General features: G+C 39.5%; 18 protein-coding genes, 1 pseudogene and 1 riboswitch. Of the genes and pseudogenes, 14 read left to right on the top strand and 5 right to left on the bottom strand.

Going from position 1 to position 25305, the window contains the following annotated elements; genetic code table 11:
• Positions 1-54: 54 nt before the first annotated feature.
• From tnpA to fbaB, 9 genes and pseudogenes are all read left to right on the top strand, one after another.
• Positions 55-471 (top strand): annotated as a pseudogene (tnpA, locus tag AACQ49_RS00980) (IS200/IS605 family transposase).
• A gap of 303 nt (positions 472-774) precedes the next feature.
• Entirely contained in the window at positions 775-2010 is a 1236-nt protein-coding gene (locus AACQ49_RS00985) for an MdtA/MuxA family multidrug efflux RND transporter periplasmic adaptor subunit (protein ID WP_161778840.1), read from the top strand.
• Positions 2010-5141: an MdtB/MuxB family multidrug efflux RND transporter permease subunit gene (locus tag AACQ49_RS00990; protein WP_049236499.1), complete on the top strand. Its 3132-nt coding sequence runs from the start codon at positions 2010-2012 to the stop codon at positions 5139-5141. The genes AACQ49_RS00985 and AACQ49_RS00990 overlap by 1 nt, the downstream gene beginning before the upstream one ends.
• Positions 5138-8221, top strand: coding sequence for a multidrug efflux RND transporter permease subunit MdtC (gene mdtC / locus AACQ49_RS00995; protein WP_004243447.1), 3084 nt, complete (start codon positions 5138-5140; stop codon positions 8219-8221). The genes AACQ49_RS00990 and mdtC overlap by 4 nt, the downstream gene beginning before the upstream one ends.
• Positions 8218-9594, top strand: a complete 1377-nt coding sequence (gene baeS, locus AACQ49_RS01000) for a two-component system sensor histidine kinase BaeS (RefSeq protein ID WP_004243448.1) — start codon at positions 8218-8220, stop codon at positions 9592-9594. The genes mdtC and baeS overlap by 4 nt, the downstream gene beginning before the upstream one ends.
• Before the next feature lie 65 nt (positions 9595-9659).
• Complete coding sequence (baeR, locus tag AACQ49_RS01005) at positions 9660-10367, top strand: two-component system response regulator BaeR (RefSeq protein ID WP_004243449.1); 708 nt, start codon at positions 9660-9662, stop codon at positions 10365-10367.
• Positions 10368-10486: 119 nt separating this feature from the next.
• On the top strand, positions 10487-11866 hold the full coding sequence (gene trhP, locus AACQ49_RS01010) for a prephenate-dependent tRNA uridine(34) hydroxylase TrhP (RefSeq protein ID WP_004243450.1): 1380 nt from the start codon (positions 10487-10489) through the stop codon (positions 11864-11866).
• A gap of 308 nt (positions 11867-12174) precedes the next feature.
• A complete protein-coding gene (yegS, locus tag AACQ49_RS01015; RefSeq protein ID WP_004243451.1) occupies positions 12175-13068 on the top strand; it encodes a lipid kinase YegS in 894 nt (297 codons plus the stop codon).
• Positions 13069-13117: 49 nt separating this feature from the next.
• Positions 13118-14167: a class I fructose-bisphosphate aldolase gene (gene fbaB / locus AACQ49_RS01020; RefSeq protein ID WP_004243453.1), complete on the top strand. Its 1050-nt coding sequence runs from the start codon at positions 13118-13120 to the stop codon at positions 14165-14167.
• A 52-nt stretch (positions 14168-14219) separates the two neighbouring features.
• Here the strand turns inward: fbaB and thiD are convergent, their stop codons facing one another.
• Positions 14220-15017: a bifunctional hydroxymethylpyrimidine kinase/phosphomethylpyrimidine kinase gene (thiD, locus tag AACQ49_RS01025; protein ID WP_161778841.1), complete on the bottom strand. Its 798-nt coding sequence runs from the start codon at positions 15015-15017 to the stop codon at positions 14220-14222.
• Between the two features lie 50 nt (positions 15018-15067).
• A riboswitch (TPP riboswitch) is annotated at positions 15068-15156 on the bottom strand.
• 231 nt (positions 15157-15387) lie between these two features.
• On the opposite strand from thiD, the gene AACQ49_RS01030 reads away from it, so the two are divergent.
• Together AACQ49_RS01030 and pagP are read left to right on the top strand one after the other, a co-directional pair.
• Positions 15388-15687, top strand: a complete 300-nt coding sequence (locus AACQ49_RS01030) for a hypothetical protein (RefSeq protein WP_230458748.1) — start codon at positions 15388-15390, stop codon at positions 15685-15687.
• A 617-nt stretch (positions 15688-16304) separates the two neighbouring features.
• A complete protein-coding gene (gene pagP / locus AACQ49_RS01035; RefSeq protein WP_004243456.1) occupies positions 16305-16943 on the top strand; it encodes a lipid IV(A) palmitoyltransferase PagP in 639 nt (212 codons plus the stop codon).
• Positions 16944-17044: 101 nt separating this feature from the next.
• Here pagP and AACQ49_RS01040 read toward each other — a convergent pair whose 3' ends face one another.
• Both AACQ49_RS01040 and mgrB read right to left on the bottom strand, forming a co-directional pair.
• Entirely contained in the window at positions 17045-18427 is a 1383-nt protein-coding gene (locus AACQ49_RS01040; RefSeq protein ID WP_004248300.1) for an amino acid permease, read from the bottom strand.
• Between the two features lie 146 nt (positions 18428-18573).
• Positions 18574-18870, bottom strand: a complete 297-nt coding sequence (gene mgrB, locus AACQ49_RS01045; protein WP_004243459.1) for a PhoP/PhoQ regulator MgrB — start codon at positions 18868-18870, stop codon at positions 18574-18576.
• Between the two features lie 217 nt (positions 18871-19087).
• Here mgrB and AACQ49_RS01050 point away from each other — a divergent pair, with 217 nt between their 5' ends.
• The 3 genes from AACQ49_RS01050 (at position 19088) to brnQ (ending at position 22058) form a co-directional block, all read left to right on the top strand.
• Positions 19088-19474, top strand: a complete 387-nt coding sequence (locus AACQ49_RS01050) for a helix-turn-helix domain-containing protein (RefSeq protein WP_004243460.1) — start codon at positions 19088-19090, stop codon at positions 19472-19474.
• A gap of 123 nt (positions 19475-19597) precedes the next feature.
• Complete coding sequence (gene yidA / locus AACQ49_RS01055; protein WP_004248301.1) at positions 19598-20404, top strand: sugar-phosphatase; 807 nt, start codon at positions 19598-19600, stop codon at positions 20402-20404.
• Positions 20405-20705: 301 nt separating this feature from the next.
• The gene (brnQ, locus tag AACQ49_RS01060) at positions 20706-22058 is read left to right on the top strand and encodes a branched-chain amino acid transport system II carrier protein (protein WP_004243464.1); all 1353 of its coding nucleotides are present in this window, start codon (positions 20706-20708) and stop codon (positions 22056-22058) included.
• Positions 22059-22125: 67 nt separating this feature from the next.
• On the opposite strand, the gene AACQ49_RS01065 is transcribed toward brnQ, so the two are convergent.
• Complete coding sequence (locus AACQ49_RS01065) at positions 22126-23010, bottom strand: peptidoglycan recognition protein family protein (RefSeq protein WP_017628032.1); 885 nt, start codon at positions 23008-23010, stop codon at positions 22126-22128.
• A gap of 130 nt (positions 23011-23140) precedes the next feature.
• On the bottom strand, positions 23141-24610 hold the full coding sequence (locus tag AACQ49_RS01070; RefSeq protein ID WP_161778842.1) for an alanine/glycine:cation symporter family protein: 1470 nt from the start codon (positions 24608-24610) through the stop codon (positions 23141-23143).
• Positions 24611-25305: the final 695 nt, after the last annotated feature.

Raw genomic sequence — 25305 nt, forward strand, 5'->3', positions numbered from 1 at the left:
AACTGGAATTTAAAGGCTTGTAGACGTTTCATATTACCTATTATACTTTGGTCTATGAAAAATAAAACTAATATTCGCCGTGGCAGACATTGTGTATTCCTGATGCACGTCCATTTGGTCTTTGTCACAAAATACCGGCGAAAAATATTTGATCAGGATGCAATTGAAAAATTGCGAGGCTACTTTGCCAGTGTTTGTGCTGATTTTGATGTTGAACTGGTTGAAATGGATGGGGAACGGGGTCACGTTCATTTACTGATTAATTACCTGCCAAAACTGGCGATATCTAATCTGGTTAACAGCCTTAAAGGGGTATCGAGTCGATTACTTCGACGTGATCGTCCTGATATTGCCCAACGTGATTACTACAAGGGGGTTCTTTGATCGCCGAGTTATTTCGCGCGGAGTTGTGGTGGCGCACCAATATCTATTATCCGCCAGTACATTGAGCAACAGGAAACACCGAGTTAGTTAAAAAACCGCGCCTTATATCCCCGACCTGAAGGACGGAGTTTTACGGTGCTTTGGATAAAAATAAAGTGCGCCGAGATAGCTAGCTAGAAATCGTTTTTCTCTTTATAAAAAAGAGATAACTCCAGCATATTATTGCTAAGTGACAACAACTGATTAGAATATAATCAATAAACACATTCCTTGACTCAATTTTCATATTTCCTCCATTTTTACCCCTAAAGAAATAGGTAGAATGTCATAATTGATTGTGTCATTTCATTTTTTCTCAATTAGCGAGTTGTCAGTAGGATCACCAACGCAATGAATAACAACAAAAAGACCAAAAAAAGATTTTCTCTTATTATCACCCTGCTTATTGTTATCGCTGGCGCTATCGCCTATTGGCAACACTCTTCAAACAACAGCGCACCTCCTGTGAGTAAAGATACCCCTACTGCGAATACACCAAATAGAAGTACAGCTGGCTCAAGACGACCACCGATGCCACCTGTACAAGTGGCGACATCTACACAAGAAGATGTGCCGCAATTTTTAACCGCTTTAGGCACAGTGAAAGCCGTCAATAGTGTGACCGTGACAAGCCGTGTGGAAGGGCAATTAATGGCGTTACATTTCACCGAAGGCCAACAAGTGAATCAAGGCGATTTGTTAGCAGAGATCGACCCACGCCCTTTTGAAGTGCAATTAGCGCAAGCTAAAGGGCAATTGGCAAAAGATCAGGCCACACTGGCAAATGCGCGCCTTGATTTAGCTCGCTACCAAAAACTGGCAAAGACCCATTTGGTTTCACAACAAGAATTAGACAACCAAGCGGCTTTAGTCAAACAGTCTGAAGCCAGTATTAGTATCGATAAAGCAGCAATTAATAATGCACAATTACAATTAACCTATAGCAAAATAACGGCCCCTATTTCAGGACGGGTGGGATTAAAGCAGGTTGATGTCGGTAACTATATTTCTGGTGGCTCATCTACGCCAATTGTCGTTATTAACCAGATGGATCCTGTTGATGTACTCTTTTCATTACCAGAGCAAGATCTTTCACAGGTTATCTTAGCCCGTAAAAATAGCCCTACATTACCTGTTATTGCATTAGACAGAAATAATAAAATTGAATTAGCACAAGGGACTCTATTTAGTGTTGATAATCAAATTGATGCCACTACAGGGACTATCAAATTAAAAGCCCGTTTTCCTCAACAAGAAAGTACGCTATTTCCCAATCAATTTGTCAATATTCGTTTATATGTCACTACATTAGAAAAAGCGGTAGTGATCCCCAATGCAGCATTACAAATGGGAAATGAAGGACACTTTGTTTGGGTTGTTGATGAGGAAAACAAAGTCAGCAAACTCGCTGTTGAGGTTGCATCACAAAATGCAGATAAAGTTGTCATTGCCTCAGGGTTATCCGCTAATCAACGTGTTGTCACCGATGGTGTGGATAGATTAACGCAAGGTGCCAAAGTCGAGATTGTAACACCGCTGGCACCTAAAGCTAAAACCACAGATCCCGTTGTTGCGGAGAAAGCATAATGAGCGAAAAAATCCCCGCTACAGGTGGTGGGCCATCTCGTTTATTTATTTTACGTCCAGTGGCAACAACGCTGTTTATGGTCGCGATTTTATTAGCAGGAATTGTCGGTTATCGTATGCTGCCAGTGTCTGCATTACCTGAAGTTGATTATCCGACCATTCAAGTCGTCACACTCTATCCTGGGGCAAACCCCGAGGTGATGACCTCTGCGGTAACAGCACCGTTAGAGCGTCAATTTGGACAGATGTCAGGCTTAAAACAGATGTCCTCACAAAGTTCAGGTGGGGCATCAGTCATTACATTGATGTTCCAACTCACATTACCGTTAGATGTCGCAGAGCAAGAAGTACAAGCGGCCATTAATGCAGCAACTAACTTATTACCTACTGATTTACCTTATCCGCCCATTTACAGCAAAGTAAATCCGGCTGATCCGCCAGTGCTAACCTTAGCCGTCACCAGTTCTGTATTGCCGATGACACAGCTACAGGATATGGTAGAAACGCGAATATCGCAGAAAATATCGCAAGTTAACGGCGTTGGTTTAGTCTCTTTAGCCGGCGGACAACGCCCTGCTGTGCGCGTAAAATTGAATGCCCAAGCAGCCGCCTCTTATGGGTTAGATAGTGAAACAATCCGCGTGGCTATTAATAATGCCAATGTTAACTCTGCCAAAGGTAGCCTTGATGGCCCCACTCGCTCGGTAACGTTATCCGCCAACGATCAAATGAAATCATTAGATGATTATCGCAAACTGATTGTTAGCTATAAAAATGGCGCCCCCATCCGCCTTGCCGATATTGCCACCATTGAACAAGCCCCAGAAAATAACCAGCTTGGTGCTTGGGCCAATAATCAACAAGCCATTATTATCAATGTGCAACGCCAACCGGGTGTTAATGTTATTGAAACAACAGATAATATTCGTAATTTATTACCGGATTTAGTGTCTAATTTGCCTAAGTCGGTAAATGTTGAGATCTTAACCGATAGAACCACGACCATTCGGGCATCAGTGAAAGATGTCCAGTTTGAACTGGGCTTGGCGATTGCACTTGTGGTCATGGTTATCTATCTATTTTTACGTAATGGTGTTGCCACTCTTATTCCTAGCATTGCCGTCCCCCTCTCCTTAGTGGGTACTTTTGCGGTGATGTATTTTTGCGGTTTTTCTGTCAATAACCTCACCTTAATGGCACTTACCATTGCGACAGGCTTTGTGGTTGATGACGCCATTGTGGTGATAGAAAATATCTCCCGTTATCTAGAGCGAGGAGATAAGCCGTTAACCGCAGCCTTAAAAGGGGCGGGAGAAATCGGCTTTACTATTATCTCACTGACATTTTCTTTAATTGCCGTACTGATCCCTCTGTTATTTATGGGAGATATTGTTGGTCGTTTATTTAGAGAGTTTGCCATTACCTTAGCCGTGGCGATTTTAATTTCCGCGGTAGTCTCTTTAACCTTAACGCCAATGATGTGCGCGCGCTTACTTAAACCAGAAAGTCAAATTAAGCACAATCGTTTTGAAATGGCTTGTGAGCGCTTTTTTGAAAAGATGATCGCCGTGTATGCGGTTTGGTTAAAACGTGTATTAAATCATCAATGGATAACATTAGGTGTTGCCCTCAGTACATTAGCACTAACAGTTTTGCTCTATCTATTTATCCCTAAAGGCTTTTTCCCTTTACAAGATAATGGGTTACTACAAGGTACAATAGAAACCTCACAATCCATCTCTTATCAAGCGATGGTTGAAAAACAACAACAAGTGGTTGAGAAACTGATTGACGATCCGGCCGTTGAGAATATTGCGAGTTTTGTGGGTATCGATGGCAGTAATGCCACCCTCAATACAGGTCGCTTGCAAATTACCTTAAAACCCCTCGATCAACGTGATTCACGCATTGATGAAATTATTCCTCGTTTACAAGCACGAGTCGCCTCTATTGCAGGTATTACACTCTATTTACAACCCACACAAGACTTAACTATTGATACACAAGTTTCCCGTACTCAATATCAATTTACCTTGCAAGCAACCTCGCTCGATGAGCTTGCCTATTGGGTGCCTAAATTATCACAGGCACTACAAGAGAGTCCGGAACTTACCGACATCAGCAGTGATTGGCAAGCTGATGGGATGATGGCCTATATCAATGTAGATAGAGATTCAGCCAGTCGCTTAGGGATCTCAATGAGTGCCATTGATAATGCGCTGTATAATGCCTTTGGACAGCGACTTATTTCAACGATTTACACCCAAGCAAATCAGTATCGTGTTGTCTTAGAACAAAATATGCACAATAGTGAAGGACTACAGGCACTTTCTGCAGTTCATTTAACCGGCAAAGAGGGTGCTATGGTGCCACTCTTATCTATTGCCTCTGTGGAGCAACGTCTCGCGCCTTTATCTATCAATCACCAAGAGCAATTTCCTGCTACCACATTCTCATTTAATGTCGCTAAAGACGCATCTCTTGAAGCCGCTGTTAATGCCGTTAAGCAAGCAGAAGAGCAAATTGCGATGCCAAAAGATATTACGACACAGTTTCAAGGGGCTACATTAGCTTTTGAAAGCGCCCTTTCCAGCACGCTGTGGCTTATCATTGCGGCCATCGTTGCTATGTATATTGTATTAGGCGTGTTATACGAAAGTTTTATTCACCCAATTACTATTTTATCTACCCTACCTACTGCAGGTGTCGGTGCATTATTGGCACTGATGGCAGCCGGTAATGAGCTAGATATTATTGCGATTATTGGCATCATTTTGTTGATTGGTATTGTTAAGAAAAATGCCATCATGATGATCGATTTCGCACTGGCCGCTGAAAGAGAACAAGGACTATCTCCTTACGAAGCAATTTATCAAGCTTGTCTGCTACGTTTTCGCCCTATTTTAATGACCACTATGGCTGCGTTATTAGGTGCATTGCCTTTAATGCTAAGCACTGGCGTAGGGGCTGAATTACGCCAACCATTAGGTGTATGCATGGTGGGAGGCTTAATTATGAGTCAAATACTCACCTTATTTACCACCCCGGTTATCTATTTGCTGTTTGATAAGTTATCACTTTACCTTAATCGCCATAAACGCGTTGAACATGATAATGGAGCGATGTCATGAAGCTGTTTGCTCTATTTATTCAACGCCCTGTTGCTACCACACTACTTAGCCTAGCCATTTCTCTTTGTGGTGCGTTAGGTTTTATGTTGTTGCCTGTCGCACCACTGCCACAAGTTGATTATCCGGTCATTAATATTTATGCCTCATTACCAGGGGCATCACCTGAAACGATGGCTTCTTCTGTTGCCACTCCCCTTGAACGCTCCTTAGGGCGTATTGCGGGGATTGATGAGATGACGTCAAGCAGTGCTTTAGGTAGTACCAGTATCACATTAGTTTTTGACTTAAATAAAGATATTAATACCGCAGCTAGAGATGTACAGGCTGCGTTAAATGCCTCACAAAGCCTATTACCTTCAGGTATGCCAAGTCGCCCACGTTATTACAAATCAAATCCTTCTGATGCACCGATTATGATCTTAACGCTGACCTCTGAAACACAAAATACTGGTGAGCTTTATGATCTCGCATCAACACGCTTGGCACAAAAAATCTCGCAAATTGAAGGAGTGAGTGAAGTTTCCGTAGGGGGGGGTTCACTGCCGGCTGTGCGTGTTGCACTCAATCCTGATGCGCTATTTAATCAAAATGTCAGTCTTGATGATGTACGCAAAGCCATTAGTCAATCCAATGTCAGAAGACCACAAGGCTTTATTCATAATGATGAAAATCGTTGGCAGATACAAACTAACGATGAGTTAAGCAAAGCTCAAGATTATCGCCCAATTATTGTGCATTATAATCAAGATGCTATCGTGCGTTTAAGTGATGTTGCCCAAGTGACAGACTCTGTACAAAACGCACGGGCGGCAGGAATGAGTGGTGGTGAACCGGCTATTTTACTGGTTATTCGCCGTGAAGCAGGCGCCAATATCATCGAAACTGTCAACCGCATTCGTGATGAACTCCCCGAATTACGTGAGCTACTCCCTGCCAGTGTCAATTTAAAGGTAGCTCAAGATAGAACTCCCACTATTCGTGCCTCGTTAGCAGAAGTTGAACGCGCATTAGCGATCGCCGTGGCACTGGTTATTTTAGTGGTATTCTTATTTCTACGTTCAGGGCGTGCTACCTTGATCCCCGCTGTTGCCGTACCCGTTTCATTAATTGGTACTTTTTCAGCCATGTATTTATGTGGCTTTAGCTTAAACAATCTATCATTAATGGCATTAACGGTTGCAACCGGCTTTGTCGTGGATGATGCGATTGTCGTACTCGAAAATATCTCTCGCCATATCGAAAATGGCTTAAAACCTAAACAAGCCGCCCTAAAAGGGGTTAGCGAAGTGGGCTTTACAGTACTTTCAATGAGTATTTCATTGGTGGCGGTATTTATTCCTCTCTTGTTGATGGATGGCCTTGTCGGACGACTTTTTAAAGAATTTGCCATTACCTTAACCACCGCAATTGGGATCTCTTTATTTGTCTCCTTAACATTAACCCCAATGATGTGTGCCCATTTATTAAAAGGCATAAAACCCAAAGCACAGTCACATTTACGCGGATTTGGTAAGTTAATTTTTCGCTTACAACAAGGTTACAGTGTCACACTACAAGCGGCATTACGGCATAAACGCTGGATCATGGCTATTTTTATTACCACCTTAGGACTGAATGCTTATTTATATATCAGTGCGCCGAAAACCTTTTTTCCAGATCAAGATACCGGTCGTTTAATGGGGTTTGTACGTGCAGACCAAAGTATTTCATTCCAATCGATGAAAGAAAAAATGACCCGTTTTATGCAGGAGATTAATGCGGATAAGGATGTTGATAGCGTCACGGGATTTACGGGAGGAGGACGTATTAATAGCGGATTTATGTTTATTTCACTTAATCCGCTCTCAGAGCGCACAGATAGTGCAAATCAAGTGATCAATCGCCTTCGTATCAAACTGGCTAATGAACCCGGTGCAACACTATTTTTAATGCCTGTACAAGATGTACGTGCTGGAGGACGCCAAGCCAATGCCAGTTATCAGTTTACTTTACTCGCTGATGATTTAAGTGAATTACGTAAATGGGAGCCATTAATACGTAAAGCGTTAGGCGAATTACCTGAGCTGGTTGATGTCAACTCAGATAAAGAAGATAAAGGTGCCGAAATGGCACTCACTTATGATCGCGATACTATGTCGCAATTAGGCATTAATGTCAGTGATGCCAATAATTTATTGAATAACGCCTTTGGGCAGCGGCAGATCTCTACCATTTATGCCCCGCTAAATCAGTATAAAGTCGTGATGGAAGTGTCTGAACAATATACGCAAGATGTTTCTGCACTGGATAAAATGTATGTGATGAATACACAAGGTGAACGTATTCCATTATCTGCATTTGCCAGTTGGTATCCCGCTAATGCACCTTTAAGTGTTAATCACCAAGGGTTGTCTGCCGCCTCTACCATCGCTTTTAATGTGCCAGAGGGCTATACCTTATCTGATGCCATTAACGCCATTGAGCGAACCATGACAGAGTTAGGTGTACCTAACACGGTACGAGGCACCTTTGCGGGTACAGCGCAAATTTTTCAAGAAACCATTAAGTCACAGCTTATCTTGATCTTAGCGGCTATTGTCACCGTCTATATTGTCCTTGGTGTGCTTTATGAGAGCTATATTCATCCATTGACTATTTTATCCACATTGCCTTCTGCCGGTGTTGGCGCATTATTAGCACTGCGCTTGTTTGATACCCCCTTTAGCTTAATTGCTCTTATTGGCATTATGTTGTTAATTGGTATTGTGAAGAAAAATGCCATTATTATGGTGGATTTTGCGATTACGGCTCAACGAGAAGGAAAACTATCCGCTCAAGAAGCGATTATTCAAGCCAGTTTATTGCGTTTCCGCCCTATTATTATGACTACCTTAGCCGCGCTCTTTGGCGCTTTACCTCTGATGCTAAGTAGTGGTGATGGTGCGGAATTAAGGCAGCCATTAGGCATTACCATTGTGGGTGGCTTGCTTATGAGCCAATTATTAACCCTGTATACCACTCCGATTATCTATCTGTTTTTTGATGGTGTTCGCCAACGTTGGCAACAGCGACGCCATAACAAAAAAGAGGCAAATGCATGAAACTAAGAAGTAAGCTATTTTTGGTGATCTTCGCGACTTGCATGATAGTGGTATTTGCTATGCATATCGGTATTCGTAGTAGCTTCCAGCAGGGGTTTATTGGCTATATCAAGAAGAACAGTGAACAGCGGGCAACCTTGTTAGCCGAAGCGTTAAGCGATCAATATCAATTAACCGGAGATTGGCGTTTTCTCAATCGAGATGATCGCTCTATTTATCAGATACTACGAACCATTGACCAAATAAGTCAAAGTGGTGAAGGCCCTGCCCCCCGAGGATGGCGTACTCAGTTTTGGATCGTCGATAAACAGATGAAACGCTTATTTGGCCATGATAATCAATTTCCCGCAGAAACCTTTAAAAAACCTATTACTTATCATGATGAAATTGTCGGCTGGGTGATTGTCAGTGCAGCGGACAAAATCAGCAACGAAGCAGATATTAGCTTTGATAAGCAACAGTTACGAACCAGTTGGATCATTGCCGGCTTAACGGTGCTTTTTGCGCTATTAATTACGTTAATACTGTCACGCAGCATGATCCGCCCAGTAAAGCGATTAGTGGAGGCAACCCATAAATTAGCCGCTGGCGATTTTGCTGTTCGCGTGACCCCAACCAATAAAGATGAAATCAGCCAGCTAGCAACGGATTTTAATCAACTTGCCAGTACACTGGAAAAAAATGAGCAAATTCGCCGTGATTATATGGCAGATATCTCCCATGAGTTACGTACGCCATTGGCTATCTTAAAAGGAGAGCTTGAAGCGTTACAAGATGGTGTAAGAAAGCCAACAGCAGAAACCTTAAATTCATTACTCTTTGAAGTAACAAATTTAACTAAACTGGTAAACGATCTACATCAGCTATCATTATCTGATAGAGGCTCTTTGACCTATCGTAAGGATTTTATTGATATTAATGAAATTATTTTGTTAGCTGTCGCCTCTTATCGGCATATTTATCAAGCCAAAGAGATTGCTTTACAGACTGATTTAGATGATAACGTCAAACTGATTGTTCAAGCTGATCCAGATAGGTTGATCCAACTTTTTCATAATCTATTAGAAAACAGTGTTCGTTATACCAATTCTGGTGGTCAATTGCATATTAGTAGCAAAAGAGAACATAATAATGTGTTGATTGTGTGGGAAGATAGTGCCCCGGGGCTAGATAAAGCACAATATGAAGCGGTATTCCAACGTTTTTATCGGGCCGAAAGCTCTCGTAATCGTTCCAGCGGCGGCTCTGGTTTGGGGCTTGCGATTTGCGAAAATATTGTCGAAGCTCATAATGGTAAAATCACGGCTATGCCATCCGCTATCGGTGGAGTAAAAATACTTATCGTATTACCTGTCTATTCTGAAGATAATTAAATTTTGCTCTATTGATTATACTGAATATTATTGTCCTAATTGATAACTATTGAGCCATATAGACAATGACCACGACCACATCTACATATTCAATTTTAATCGTTGAAGATGAGCCGAAATTGGCACAATTACTTATTGATTATCTTCAAGCATCTGATTATCAAACGCAGTGGCTGGCAGATGGTACTGAGGTTATACAACATATCAAACAATCTCATTACGATTTAGTCCTGCTTGATCTGATGCTACCGGGTAAAGATGGCATTACCCTATGCAAAGAGTTACGTCAGTTCTCCGATATTCCTATTATTATGGTCACCGCAAAAACAGAAGAAGTAGACCGACTATTAGGGTTGGAAATTGGTGCTGATGACTATATTTGCAAACCTTATAGCCCTCGGGAAGTGGTTGCCCGTGTAAAAACATTATTGCGTCGCTATTATCGGCCACAGGATATTGTGCAAAATAGCGCCTTAGTTATTATTGATGAGCAGGCTTACCAAATTCAATATCATAATAAAATTCTTGATTTAACTACCGCTGAATTTCGTCTTATTAAAGCATTAGCTACACAACCGGGCAAAGTGTTAAGCCGTGACCAGTTAATGGATCATCTGTATGATGATTATCGCATCGTAACCGACCGTACTATTGATAGCCATATAAAAAACTTACGGCGCAAACTTGAGCAACTTAACGATCAAATTGAATTTATTCGTTCAATTTATGGACAAGGCTATCGTTGGGAAACCGCAGCCTATCGTTTTCGATGATATTTTTTCAGGAATACATTGAACCTCGCTACAGTTAAGCGCTAGAATCCTCCCCTTTATGATATACCCTTACCTTTTGTGTAGGGGACTGACTTGAAATCAGAACCAGGAAATTAATCATGTTTACACCCGAATTGCTCTCTCCTGCCGGCTCATTAAAAAATATGCGCTATGCATTCGCTTATGGCGCAGACGCGGTCTATGCAGGTCAGCCTCGCTATAGTTTACGCGTACGTAATAATGAGTTTAATCACGAAAATCTTGCTAAAGGAATACAAGAAGCGCATGAATTAGGTAAACGCTTCTATGTTGTGGTTAACATCGCCCCCCATAATGCAAAATTAAAAACCTTTATCCGTGACTTAAAACCAGTTATTGATATGGGGCCTGATGCGCTGATTATGTCTGATCCGGGTTTGATCATGATGGTGCGTGAAGCTTTCCCTGATATGGATATCCACCTTTCAGTACAAGCTAACGCCGTTAACTGGGCTACCGTAAAATTCTGGCGTCAAATGGGCTTAACTCGCGTTATTCTTTCTCGTGAGCTATCTATTGACGAAATTGCAGAAATTCGTAAACAAGTCCCTGATATGGAGCTTGAAGTCTTCGTTCACGGGGCCTTGTGTATGGCTTATTCGGGTCGTTGCTTATTATCAGGCTATATCAATAAACGTGATCCAAACCAAGGTACATGCACAAATGCCTGCCGTTGGGAATACAAAGTTGAAGAAGGCAAAGAAGATGAAGTGGGGAATATCGTCGAGAAGTACCAACCTATCCCGGTAAAAAATGTTGAGCCAACGTTAGGTGTAGGTGCCCCCACTGATAAAGTGTTCTTAATTGAAGAAGCTAAACGTCCGGGTGAATATATGACGGCGTTCGAAGATGAACACGGTACTTATATTATGAACTCAAAAGATCTGCGCGCTATCGAACACGTTGAGCAGTTAACTAAGATGGGTGTACATTCACTGAAAATTGAAGGTCGTACTAAATCTTTCTATTATTGCGCACGCACAGCACAGATGTATCGCCGTGCTATTGATGATGCTGTTGCAGGTAAGCCTTTCGATCCAACACTGCTGACAACGCTAGAAGGTTTGGCACACCGCGGTTATACCGAAGGTTTTTTACGTCGCCATACCCATGATGCCTACCAAACCTATGAATACGGCTATTCTGTATCGGATACACAACAATTTGTAGGGGAATTTACAGGTAAACGTGTTAACGGTTTAGCTGAAGTGGATGTTAAAAATAAATTTATCTTAGGTGATAGCTTAGAGCTAATGACACCAACAGGAAATATTCAATTCACTTTAGATGCGTTATTTAATAAAAAACAACAGCCGACAGATGTTGCTCCGGGTAACGGCCATGTGGTTTATTTACCAGTTCCTGACGATGTTGATTTAAACTTTGCACTGCTTATTCGTAATCTGCCAGGAACGACAACCCGTCAACCTCATAAAATTGATGCGGTAGAAGTGAAGTAAATCATCATTATCTGATTTGATGTGGTCAATTTCAAAGATAGATCACATCAATACCTATTCATTTGCCGTATTATCTATTTCGAAAAATAAAGAACTAGAATGAATACAGTAAGACTAGGAACCACCTCCTTGGCAAATCCAATCTCCCTTGGATTTGCCTTTTCTTTTTTTATCCCCCGCTATTTTTATTATTATTTTTTGAGTAACGTAAATTGCTTTTGGCTTTGGTGATACTTTGTAAAAAAAATGGTAATTCGCCTAATATCCATTATCTTTAAATAAGTCATATTAATTAAGGAGTCATATTGATGGGCCAAATCAGTTTGCTGATTATCAATGGAAAAAACTCAGGCAATGAGGCTCTGCGACAAGCGGTTTATCAACAACGCAAGGAAGGTAATGATATCCAAGTCAGAGTGACATGGGAATCAAGTGATATTCAACGCTTTGTGCAAGAAGCACTACATATTCAAGCGCAAACCATTATCGCCGCAGGGGGTGATGGTACGATCAACAATGTCGCCTCTGAGCTGGTTCGTTTAGCCCCCTCTTCGCCCCCCGCGTTAGGCATTATCCCTTTAGGGACTGCAAATGATTTTGCCACCAGTGCACAAATCCCATTAGAGATGGACAAAGCGCTCAGTTTAGCGATTAAAGGTCGCGCCGTTCCTGTCGATATTATTAATGTGAACAAAACACATTACTTTATCAATATGGCCTCAGGTGGCTTTGGCACCAAGATCACCACTGAAACCCCTGAAGCACTAAAATCCGCCTTAGGTGGTGCTGCTTATTTTATTAATGGTTTATTGCGTATTGATACCTTAAAAGCGGATCAATGCACCGTTGAAGCTGAAAATTTTCATTGGAAAGGTGAAGCTTTAATTATCGGTATTGGTAATGGACGCCAAGCGGGAGGTGGACAACAACTTTGCCCCGAAGCACTGATTAATGACAATAAACTCAATATTACCCTTGTTGAAGCCCGTGAATTGCTTCCTTCTCTATTAACCAGTCTGTTCGATCGTAAGAAAAATGACAAAATTATTGAGCGAGAAAGTGATTGGGTCACTATTAGTGCGGCTCATGAAATGGTATTTAATTTAGATGGTGAACCCCTTTTAGGGGATAAATTTGAATTTATTGTACTACCTGAAGCGATCCACTGCCGGTTACCGCCCCAATGTGACTTGTTATCTTAATGTAGATAAATGACAATCACTATCATCTCATCGTGAACTGGAGTAAGTAATGACTGATATAGTAAGTTTGTTAGGTGCTGATGCTAACTCATTATTGGAACATCGCTGCCAAACCATCCCAAGCGAAAATCTCTACCTGCCAGGTTCTGACTTTGTTGATCGTGTGATGATTGATAACAATCGCCCTAATACCGTATTGCGTTCTATGCAAACCCTGTTTAACCATGGTCGTTTAGCAGGAACGGGTTATCTTTCTATTTTACCTGTCGATCAGGGTGTTGAACACTCTGCCGCTGCCTCATTTGCCGCGAACCCACTCTATTTTGATCCCAAAAATATTGTTGAGCTTGCCATTGAAGCCGGATGTAACTGTGTTGCTTCCACCTATGGTGTTCTGGCTTCTGTTTCTCGTCGTTATGCACACAAAATCCCATTTTTGGTAAAACTTAATCATAACGAAACATTAAGCTATCCAACTCAATACGACCAAACGCTGTATGCCAGTGTTGAACAAGCCTTTGAAATGGGGGCTGTTGCTGTAGGTGCGACTATCTATTTTGGTTCTCCAGAAAGCCGCCGCCAAATCGAAGAGATCTCGATGGCATTTGAACGTGCCCATGAATTAGGCATGGTTACCGTATTATGGGCATATTTACGTAATCCAGCCTTTAAGAAAGATGGGGTTGATTACCATGCAAGTGCTGATTTAACAGGTCAAGCCAACCATTTAGCATCAACCATTGGTGCCGATATTGTTAAACAGAAAATGGCTGAAAATAACGGTGGCTTTAAAGCGATTGGTTTTGGTCATACTGATGAGCGTGTTTACACTAAACTGACGAGCGAAAACCCCATTGATTTAGTGCGTTACCAATTAGCTAACTGCTATATGGGACGTGCAGGATTAATTAACTCAGGTGGAGCATCGGGTAATAATGATCTTGCTGATGCAGTACGTACTGCAGTCATTAATAAACGTGCTGGGGGCATGGGGCTTATCTTAGGTCGTAAAGCCTTTAAGAAATCCATGAAAGACGGTGTTGCTCTAATTAATGCCGTACAAGATGTCTATTTAGATAAATCTGTGACTATTGCTTAATTTTTACGATTAAATTACGCATTGAAGCCCCTTTAATAGGGGCTTTTTGATATCACCACCAGCGATGAAAATGATGTACAGGGCCGAAACCTTGTCCCACCTCTAAACTGTCTGCCTGTTCTAACGCTTGCTGTAAATAGGCTTTTGCTTGTTCAACACAACTTTGCCAATCAGAAACTTGAGGACGAATAGCAGCTAAAGCGGCTGAAAGTGTGCATCCCGTACCGTGAGTATTTTTTGTATTGATGCGCGGTGAAGTAAATCGCCATTGCCCATCTTGGGTCAATAACCAATCAGGACTTTCTTTCTCGCTTAAATGGCCCCCTTTCATCAATACCGCCTGACAACCTTGATAAAGTAATGCCTCACCTTGTTGTTTCATAGTTGTTTCATCTGTCGCGATATCACAACCTAATAGTGCTGCCGCCTCAGGCAGATTTGGCGTGATCAAATCAACGCGGGGTAATAACTGAGTGAACATTTTATCGATAGCATTAGGTTGTAACAGTGGATCGCCGCTTTTGGCAAGCATAACAGTATCAAGTACGATAAAAGGAATGGGATATTGCTGCAGTTTATCGCAAACGACATCAATAATACTGGCATTAGAAAGCATACCAATTTTAGCGCTATCTATTCTGACATCAGAAAGTACCGCATCTAATTGTGCTGCGACAAAATCAGGGGATAAATCATAGACAGAGTGTACACCACAGGTATTTTGCGCTACCAGTGCAGTCATGACTGTTGTGCCATATACACCCAGTGCGGAAAATGTTTTCAGATCAGCCTGTATCCCCGCCCCACCACTCGGATCGGTGCCGGCGATAGACAATGCGTTATATCTCACTGATTAACTCCTCCTTTACCAGTTACAGAAAAGTCGGGCTCTGTTAATCAGCACAGTGACCTTGACTTCCCTACGCTGGCATTATCCAGATCAGGTTATACGGGTTCATCTCAGCCAATAGGCGCCCCGAGCCAAAGCTTATATGATATAAGCCACAAGAGTATCGCATGCAGAAGATAAAGAAGCTAGTTTGATAGTGACAACCTTTATCAGCTCACTTAACGTGCTTTAAGTTAACTTTTCTATTTTAGAAGATAAATTAATCTAGCTTATCTATAATAGAGGCAGGCTCGATGATTTATATTTTTATACCAAAACTATATGTACACAAGTCAAAGTTTGGCGCACGGTTGCTGCAGAACATAGTACTGTGACCCGAGCTATTCCTAGGGCATTTTTTAATTATTTACTCGAAAATTATAATATCGTTGTCTCTGATGAAGAACAAACGAGTGCTGGTAAACGATTCTGGGAGACAATGATTGACTGGGCTTTTAAAGCCAATTTATACATTTATATTTCTGATGGAACAGAAGAAGAGCGGCCTCTTATTAAACTAAATAACACTGATGAACTTTATGAAAAATGGGAAGATTTTTGCTGGGAAAAAGATCGCGATATTCATACTCATCGACTATTAGTTATTAGTAAAGAACCGTTATCTCAATAATTAAACGATTTTTTCTTAAAATCTGTGGGTTTTCCCCTCGTTACTCACAACTCACAGATTTACCCCTTCTTTAGGGGTGCTATAGTGAAGTGATCACTTTATCCAGCAGCCATAAAACTTAAACACTTTATAAACACATCTTCGTTTTTTGCTTTTTTTATTTAACTGTCATTATTAATTACTCTATTATCCTGCTCCTTTGCAATTTTGCCCATATAACAAACACTATTCATTATTAACGTTATATTAATATTTCAATATGCGATAAAAAAACCGATGGATATGTAATCGTTATATTATGTTATAATGTTTTTTAGATAATATTTAATCGTTATTATCTTGCTTAGTTTGTTTTATTCTAAAATCTAATAAATTATGTATCATTATTAAGCTTAATAAATCCTCAATTATATTAACTAATACTATAAATAATTATCTTTTAAATGGGAGCAACTGAGATGCATCTCTTTGTAACCATTTGAAATTAAATATAATGTTATTAAAATAGTTCAATTTCGGATAGCTCTTATCTGAATATTTCACTAATTAAATAACACTATGACACAAATTTTTTTAACATTACCAGAACCACCGCAATACCGTATTCGGAGTTATATATGTCATCTACCTATTTTCACTCTAGCCTATTAGCAGCTACACTGTTTTCAGTTACGTTAACAGCACCTGCTTTTGCTTCTGAAAATACGCAAAACACACCTCAGACTATTACGACAAAAAAACCTCAGCCAGCAGAGAACACTTTCTCAGAAAAAAATGAGGAAAGCTATTGGGGAAAATTTAAACGTAATCTTACCCAAACTTGGGATAATGACCAATATAACTACTATTTACCGGTATGGACTTGGCATAACCGTTTTACTTACGATAAAGAAAAAACCAATCGTTATAACGAAACGCCTTGGGGATTTGGTATGGGTAAATATCGTTATGATAATGAGGGTGATTGGCATGGCTTATATGCTATGGCCTTTATGGATTCCAATAATCGTGTACAACCTATTATGGGCTATGGTTTTGAAAAAATGTGGTATCCCGGTGGAGATAGAGAGGGTTTTCGCATGGGGGCGGGCTTTACTTTAAGTGTGACTGCTCGTCATGAGTATAACTATATTCCGATGCCATTACCTCTACCGCTAGTGTCAGTCGGTTATGGACACTTATCATTACAGGCGACTTATGTACCAGGAACCTATAATAACGGTAATGTTTTATTTGCTTGGTTACGTTGGCAGTGATCGATTGCCCTAATAAAAAAATAAAGTGACCCTTTTTAGAGTCACTTTTTTAATATCGCGTTTTTCTTATCTTTCGCTTAGGCTAACTTAGCCAAGATAATTTAACTATCTTGCCTTGCTTGTGTGGTTGTCAGCGATTTTTTAGTTCTTGAGATCTTAAAACCTATCCAGAGCAAGCCTACCCAAAATGGCATCAAAATAACGGAAATATTAATTTTTGGCATCATTAGAATAATGACCAAAATCATACATAAAAAGGCTAAACACAGATAGTTACCATAAGGATACCAAAGTGCTTTAAATGAAGGCTCTACACCCTCTTTAATTTTAGCTGCTCGGAATTTTAAGTTTGCTAAACAGATCATGATCCAGTTAAGCACTAATGTTGTTACCACTAATGCCATTAATAGCTCTAAAGCTTGATCAGGGAGTAAATAGTTAACCAAAATCCCGAGTGATGTGGCTATCGCAGATAACCCCAAAGAAATAACAGGTACACCACGTTTATTAACCTTAGATAATGAATGCGGTGCATTGCCTTGTTTGGCTAAACCGTACAGCATCCGGCTATTAGAATAAACGCCACTGTTATAGACAGATAATGCCGCGGTTAAAACCACTGCATTTAAAATATGGGCAACAACAAAATTATCTAAATTATGGAAAATAAGTACGAAAGGACTTTCTCCTTTCACCACTTGGGTCCAAGGATAAAGAGAAAGCAGTACAATCAATGAACCAATATAGAAAATCAAAATACGATAAACAACTTGGTTAGTTGCTTTGGGAATACTTACTTTAGGATTTTCTGCTTCTGCGGCGGTGATCCCCACCAGCTCAAGCCCCCCAAATGAGAACATTACAATAGCTAATGCAGACATAAACCCAGTAAAGCCATGAGGGAAGAAACCTAGCTCCCATAAATTGCTCACAGAAGCTTGCGGACCACCATTACCACTGACCAATAAATAGCTACCAAATAAAATCATACCAACGATCGCCAAAACTTTTATAATGGCAAACCAAAACTCGGTTTCACCATACATTCTGACATTAATTAGGTTAATTAAATTAATAGCAACAAAAAACACCGCTACCGAAACCCACACCGGAATATCAGGTAACCAATAATTAATATATTTTCCTGCGGCGGTTAATTCAGCCATACCGACAAGAATAAACATAACCCAGTAGTTCCAACCTGATAAAAAGCCAGCAAATGGCCCCCAATACTTATTGGCAAAGTGACTAAATGAACCCGCAACCGGCTCTTCGGCAACCATTTCACCAAGTTGGCGCATGATCATAAACGCAATAAAACCACCAATCGCATAGCCTAATATAACTGATGGCCCAGTCATATTAATGGTTTGCGCGATACCAAGAAACAGACCAGCGCCGACAGCCCCACCCAGCGCAATCAGCTGGATATGTCGATTTTTAAGACCGCGCTTTAATTCTGCTTGTTGCGACTCTTTCGCCATACATCCTCTTTTCTTCATCTATCAGGTAAAAGTGTAAATCAATGTTTACGATTTTGTTTATTTCAAGCCACCATTAAAACACTAATCTGACTTGAATAACAAATACATTTTGTGATAGAGGGGAAAAAGCATAGAAAGCGGGTTTTTTACGGCTGCTTAGAGGGAAATAAGATGGTAAAGCGACAGATACCTTGCTGAAAATCTTCGCCTTGATCGCAAAAATTATCTAACGCCACAAGGTACAACCCCAAGCTGATAGCTAATATAATTATTAAGCTAATAATTATTTTCTTTGCGTTCAAATTAAAATCCTTTAAATACATTTTGTTTATAGTACTTATTACAAAATAGGCATTCGCTTTAATACGATAACAACGCCTATCACTGTTGTTATAAAATTCGCAATAAGTTATCTCTAAGATTAAATTTAGCATAGTTTTCATAAAGAAAGTTAAATGCTTCCTCGACAGAAAACAGATAATTGGCACTATTTTTTCTTAATTGTACGCAAAATAGGCATTTTTATTTTAATTACACATTTTGCCAACACATAGAAACAGCAATCAACTAATATGGATTTCTCTGTTTGCCACTTTTTGTATAATATTAAGGAGTTAATTTTGTTTTTTACCTTAACTTCATCGATAGAATGGAACTGTAATGCCACAAGATAATCATCTCGCATTAGTTTGCGCGCTAAGTAAATGGATTGAGGAGCATTTAGGTCGCGTAATACACCTTGAAGAGCTAGCGGCTTACTCCGGCTATTCCCTTTGGCATATGCAGAAAATTTTTAAAGAAGTCACGGGCACCTCTTTAGGAAAGTATATTCGCCAACGCCGTTTAGCGGGGGCTATCCATCTTTTACGCACCAGTGACCGCTCAATATTTGATATTGCATTAGATTTCGGCTTTGGCTCGCAATCACACTTTACTTATATGTTTCGTAAAGAGTATGGCATCACTCCATTTGACTTTAGGCAAAATCAAAATATCGAGTTAGAGACAAAACAGCCCTTACATTTGCAATCACTTTGTTGTGATTAGACTGACTTTTATGTGGCATAGAGATATTCTCTTTCGTGTCACATAAATAAAGCCCCAGTTATGTGATGATAATGCCTCGCCCTTACCAACCATTAACTGCTTTACTTTAATATGGGGATGATAATGAGTATTAAGCTTATCGTTATTGATTTAGATGGAACGTTACTAAACGAACAACATGAGATCACACCTGAAGTACATCAAGCGATCCAACATGCTAAAAATTCTGGAGTGCATATTGTTCTTGCATCTGGGCGATCTTTTAACGGCATCTCTCCCTATTTAAAAGCACTGAATCTTGATACATCTGATAACTTTTGCATTAGCAATAATGGTAGCCAAATTCACCAAGCAGAAAATGGTGAAATTATCACCGAAGACTTGCTCAATTTTGAAGATTACCTCTATTTTGAAGATCTCTCCCGTGAGATAGGTGTTCACTTTCATGTTTTAAGTGATAATAAAATTTATACCACCAATCGCCATATTAGCCATTTTACTTGTCGTGAAGCATTCTTAACGTGGACACCTCTCTATTATCGCCCCTTAAGCGAAATGCAAAGAGATATGCGCTTTAGTAAATTTATGATCGTTGGTACACCTACGGTATTAGATAACGCGATGCAATATTTACCTGCTAATATCTATCAACAATACAGCATATTACGTAGCGCTCCTTATTTTATTGAGATATTAAATACCGATGTCAATAAAGGAAACGCGGTACAAAAAATAGCAGAACATTTAAAAATCACTCCAGAGAAAATAATGTGTATTGGCGATCAAGATAATGATTTAGCGATGTTACAGTATGCAGGATTGGGTGTTGCGATGGGAAACGCCCCTGAAGAGATCAAAAAAGTGGCGAAATTTATTACATTATCTAATAAAGAACACGGTGTTGCTGTCGCTATCAATAAATTTATTTAAACACGATATTTTTTGTGTTTTATCACTAATGTCTACAAAATTATATAGCAATTGTGATCCTAGCTAGAGGATCACACTGCTTGTCCCCCTGCTTTATAGCCATTTATTATGCTTCTTTTCCTGCTGGATCAGGATTAAACACCTATTTCTTCTTACATCTCTGTCAGAATTTGTTACTATCAATTCTCTTTTCGTTATTCAAACACTATTTTTACAAGATAATTACCTAGTAATTAGGCTAAATATAGAATAACAAGTATAAATTATTAATATATTCTCTCTCAGACAGGTAGTATTAGTTATGCTTTCAACAAAAGACATGCTAGTCCTTGGAATGATGGTTTTTGCTCTTTTCCTTGGCGCTGGTAATATTATTTTCCCTCCAATGGCAGGTTTCCAATCTGGAAACCAATGGTTTAGTACGTCATTAGGATTTTTGGTTACGGGTGTCTTACTCCCTTTTTTAACCTTAGTCACCGTAGCTATTCGTGGACGTGGTGAACGCCTTTCTATCGACTTGCCATCATGGTTTGCGGTGTTATTTTGGATTGCACTTTACCTGATTGTCGGTTCTACCTTTGCAATGCCTCGGGTCACGAACACCGCCTATGAGATGGGATTTTTACCTCTTGGTCTTATTGAAAAAAATACTACGACCCATCTGACTTTCGCATTAATATTTAACCTATTAAGTATGTTCTTTATGCTTAAACAAGGTACGATGATCAGTGCCATCGGTAAATTCATGACCCCAGCGCTCTTAATACTCCTGGTTGTCGTTGGTATTGCTGTGGTGGCTAAACCGCTTTCCCCTATTGAAGAGCCTACCGGCCTTTATGCGGTAAATGGCTTCTTCTCCGGTATTATTGACGGTTATCAAACCATGGATGTGCTATCTGCTATGGCTTTTGGCGGGATCGTCGCTCGTGCGTTATATACCAAAGGGATCACCAATCCTAAACAAATTGGTTTTATCACCATAAAAGCGGGGATGATTTCGGTTTTACTCTTAGCCGCCCTTTATTTATGTTTATTCTATTTAGGTGCCACAAGTCACGCGGTATCTGTTTTTGCTGATCCAGCACTAAATGCCACTAACGGTGGCCAAATCTTCTCACGTTACGTAGACGCTTTATTTGGCTCTGTCGGTACTTGGTTGATGGGCGGGATTGTTTTATTAGCCAGTATGACAACCTTAGTCGGGGTTACTAGTGCTGCGGCAGACTACTTTGCGACATTCCATCATCGTTTAGGCTATCGCTTCTGGGTTGTAGTATTTACACTGTTAACGACGTTAGTCTCTACTTTTGGTCTTGATACCTTATTACGTGTCACTATTCCTGCATTATTAATGATTTATCCAACATCGGTGACACTAGTCTTACTACAATTTGTTCGCCATAAACTAAAATCACCGCGTTTTACTTACCGCTTTACAATCTGTGTCATTGTTTTAATGAGCCTACTTGACACATTAAAACAGTTAAAATGGCTAAATGGAGATTTATTACAACTATTTAGTTACATTCCACTGTCTGAGTATGGCCTAGGTTGGTTATTACCGGGTATTATTGCATTCGCAATTTCATTACTAATTAGTCTCAGTTTTAAAGAAACCGACACAGAAATTGCTACACCTAATACAGTAAAATAAATCCATTATTGCAACTAGCCCCAAAGTAAATGGTCACTTTGGGGCTAGTTTTTATCCTTAATAACGATCAATTATCTGAATGTTTTATTGGCTCAGTTGACGGCTGTATCCACTTAGTTCGATATTTATCAATTAACGCCATTAAAATAGCTTCTGACTGCGCATCAGGAATACCTTTAATATCACTTGGTCTAAAATGCATTTGAAATGCGCTAACCACTTTTTGCGTTTCAGGATCTAATATCCCTGTTGTTGGTGTTTGATAACCATACTTCGCTAACAAGGTTTGAAAATTAGCAATATCAACAGGCTCCGAGGCAGCTCTTCCCGCTAAATAGAAAGTAACTGTTTCATCATCTGGCCAAGCGCCTATTCCTTGTTTCGCTAATTCAGCCCATGGGAAAAGTGGTCCTGGATCCACTTTACGTTGTGGTGCAATATCACTATGCCCGACTACATTTTGAGGTTCAATACCATAGCGTTGAATAATATCTTTCATCATCATAGTAATGGTTGAGAGTTGTTCTGCGGTATAAGGTAACCACTCTCTTAATGTACCCTGATCTTTATAACCATAATTCACTATCTCAATACCAATTGAACCATCATTCAAACCTGCACTATTTCCCCACTGACTTAGCCCTGCATGCCATGCTCTTTTATCTTCACTCACTAAAGCAAACACAACCGGCTTACCATCAACATAATTTGGTTTGGTAGGAATTAAATAATGACTGCTTACATTTCCCGAAGTTAACGTTTTTAACGATTCTTTATCGTCAACGGCGGTGTAGTGCATAACTAAAAATTTTACGCGATTATCTTGCCCAGGGTTATTGGGAACAACTTGTGCAAAATAATCCCCCCTATCAATAAGCTGGGGTTGCTGAACACAACCTGAAAGCAACCCCAAAGTAACAAGTAAAAAGAGACTGTAGCGACTAAAGATCATTATCCATCCTGAATACATTAGACTATAAATTTAAGGCTAAATTGTAGACAAAAAACCCATATTAAAAAATATGGGTTTTGTATTTTGGCTTTTTTTTTATAATTTTTTAATAAATACCGTAATTTTTCAATTATTGCCTCACTTTTTCACAACGGACTAACGGCTCATTCGGTAAAGGCTCTTTATCCCAGATACCTTGCTCTATATCATTTTGTAATTCAGGGTATTGGCGAATATTGAAAGTGGGCAATACACCGGCTTGTCGCTGTTGGTTATAATCTTTAATTAACTTAAAAGCGACGCCTGAAAGTAAAATAATGGCAATTAAGTTAGTGACAGCCATCAATCCCATCGAGAGATCAGCCATTTTCCACACTAACGGCATTTCAGCCAAAGCGCCAAACATCACCATCGCCAGTACGGCTGATCTGAGTAAGAATAGCCCTGTCATATGATTGCGGCCTAAAAAAATCATATTACTTTCAGCATAGGCATAATTTGCAATAATCGATGTAAAGGCAAAGAAAAAAATCGCAACAGCAATAAAAGTACTCCCCCAACCACCGACAGTTGACGATAATGCTAGCTGGGTTAACTGAATACCATTAATACCATCTTGATAATTATCTAACACACCTGAAGATAAAATAATCACTGCAGTCGCACTACAAATCACCAAGGTATCCATAAATACCCCTAACATCTGAATATAGCCTTGCGATGCTGGATGAGGTGGGTAAGGTGTTGCAGAAGCGGCGGCATTAGGTGCAGATCCCATACCTGCTTCATTAGAAAATAGGCCGCGTTGAATACCTTGGGTCATCGCTTGACTAATACCATAGCCAATTGCCCCTGCTGCGGCTTCCTGTAAACCAAATGCGCTTTTAAAAATTAGCATAAACACTTCAGGTAAACGTTCAAAATGATCTGCAACAACCCAAAATGCTAATAATAAATAGGCGATGGCCATAATGGGTACAACCAGCTCGGCAACACGCGCAATCCAACGTAGACCACCAAAAATAATAAAGCCGCTCATCACTACCAGTCCAATACCAACATATAATGGATCGAAATTAAATGCTGATGCAGCAGCTTGTGCTATTGAGTTAGCTTGTACCGCATTAAAAACAAGTCCGAAGGCAATGATGAGGAAAATGGCGAATAATACGCCCATCCAACGCATATTGAGGCCTTTTGTCATATAATAAGCAGGGCCACCGCGATAGTTACCTTCATCATCTTTAGTTTTATACAACTGTGCTAATGTACTTTCTATTAAGGAAGTCGCCATACCTATAATTGCAACTACCCACATCCAAAAAATGGCCCCAGGGCCACCTGCGGTCAGCGCAATTGCTACACCTGTTAAGTTACCCGTTCCAACACGTGCAGCTAAACTGGTACATAAAGCTTGGAATGAAGAGATACCTGATTTATCTGACTTATGACTATTTTTTAAAATAGAAAACATATGACCAAAATGGCGGATTTGAATAAATCCTGTTCGAATAGTGAAATAAATACCCACACCAAGGAGTAAGTAAATAAGTACATATCCCCATAAAATGTTATTTGCAAAGTTAATTAGCCCTGTCAAATTAATCCCCTTATGTAATAACGTATATAACCTATCCTTACATCGCTATTGAAATAAAAAACAGATAAACACCTATAATTGAACCAATAAATGGCTTATGTATGTCTTTATCTCATATCAAAAATGATTGTCTAAAAAGCGACTTAAATGTAACACAAGATTATACGATATGTATATTTTTTGTTTATTTTTTTATTATTTAATCATTCTATTTAATTATCTTATTAACTAGAAACTTTAGCATAACAAAATAAAAAACCTATAAATATCATTTAGATAAATAATTAAAACATTCTATATTATATAATAAAATAAATTTACTGATCTACAAAATATTGTTAATTGATTATTTAACAACATGCTAAAAGATGAAAAAAACACCAATAAGAATTGATTGCCAAATATACAATTTCCATTTTAAAGTGAGATTTAAATCAAATAAGTGGATTTATTAATTAAATATTCTCTTAGTAGTAATGCTAATAAGAATTTGAAAAGCGCATTATAAGAAATGCATAGTGAAAAAATAATATAACTTTAACGAACGGAATTATTATTTTTTAACAAAATATTAATAACTTTACTTTAGGGACAGGACTATTACGAACTCTATTAATAAAAAATGTTTTAAAGTACTCCGTTTTTCTTCTCTATCTTCTTTATTTTTACTTAAATTTTATTTTACTTATTTCCAT

It is taken from the genome of Proteus sp. G2675 (assembly GCF_963886535.1).
GTDB lineage: Bacteria > Pseudomonadota > Gammaproteobacteria > Enterobacterales > Enterobacteriaceae > Proteus > Proteus mirabilis.

Excerpts from the sequence above, each read along its gene's own strand:
- AACQ49_RS00985 (WP_161778840.1), top strand. The coding sequence starts at position 775 with ATGAATAACAACAAAAAGACCAAAAAAAGATTTTCTCTTATTATCACC.
- AACQ49_RS00990 (WP_049236499.1), top strand. The coding sequence starts at position 2,010 with ATGAGCGAAAAAATCCCCGCTACAGGTGGTGGGCCATCTCGTTTATTT.
- mdtC (WP_004243447.1), top strand. The coding sequence starts at position 5,138 with ATGAAGCTGTTTGCTCTATTTATTCAACGCCCTGTTGCTACCACACTA.
- baeS (WP_004243448.1), top strand. The coding sequence starts at position 8,218 with ATGAAACTAAGAAGTAAGCTATTTTTGGTGATCTTCGCGACTTGCATG.
- baeR (WP_004243449.1), top strand. The coding sequence starts at position 9,660 with ATGACCACGACCACATCTACATATTCAATTTTAATCGTTGAAGATGAG.
- trhP (WP_004243450.1), top strand. The coding sequence starts at position 10,487 with ATGTTTACACCCGAATTGCTCTCTCCTGCCGGCTCATTAAAAAATATG.
- yegS (WP_004243451.1), top strand. The coding sequence starts at position 12,175 with ATGGGCCAAATCAGTTTGCTGATTATCAATGGAAAAAACTCAGGCAAT.
- fbaB (WP_004243453.1), top strand. The coding sequence starts at position 13,118 with ATGACTGATATAGTAAGTTTGTTAGGTGCTGATGCTAACTCATTATTG.
- pagP (WP_004243456.1), top strand. The coding sequence starts at position 16,305 with ATGTCATCTACCTATTTTCACTCTAGCCTATTAGCAGCTACACTGTTT.
- AACQ49_RS01040 (WP_004248300.1), bottom strand. The coding sequence starts at position 18,427 with ATGGCGAAAGAGTCGCAACAAGCAGAATTAAAGCGCGGTCTTAAAAAT.
- mgrB (WP_004243459.1), bottom strand. The coding sequence starts at position 18,870 with ATGAAAACTATGCTAAATTTAATCTTAGAGATAACTTATTGCGAATTT.
- AACQ49_RS01050 (WP_004243460.1), top strand. The coding sequence starts at position 19,088 with ATGCCACAAGATAATCATCTCGCATTAGTTTGCGCGCTAAGTAAATGG.
- yidA (WP_004248301.1), top strand. The coding sequence starts at position 19,598 with ATGAGTATTAAGCTTATCGTTATTGATTTAGATGGAACGTTACTAAAC.
- brnQ (WP_004243464.1), top strand. The coding sequence starts at position 20,706 with ATGCTTTCAACAAAAGACATGCTAGTCCTTGGAATGATGGTTTTTGCT.
- AACQ49_RS01065 (WP_017628032.1), bottom strand. The coding sequence starts at position 23,010 with ATGATCTTTAGTCGCTACAGTCTCTTTTTACTTGTTACTTTGGGGTTG.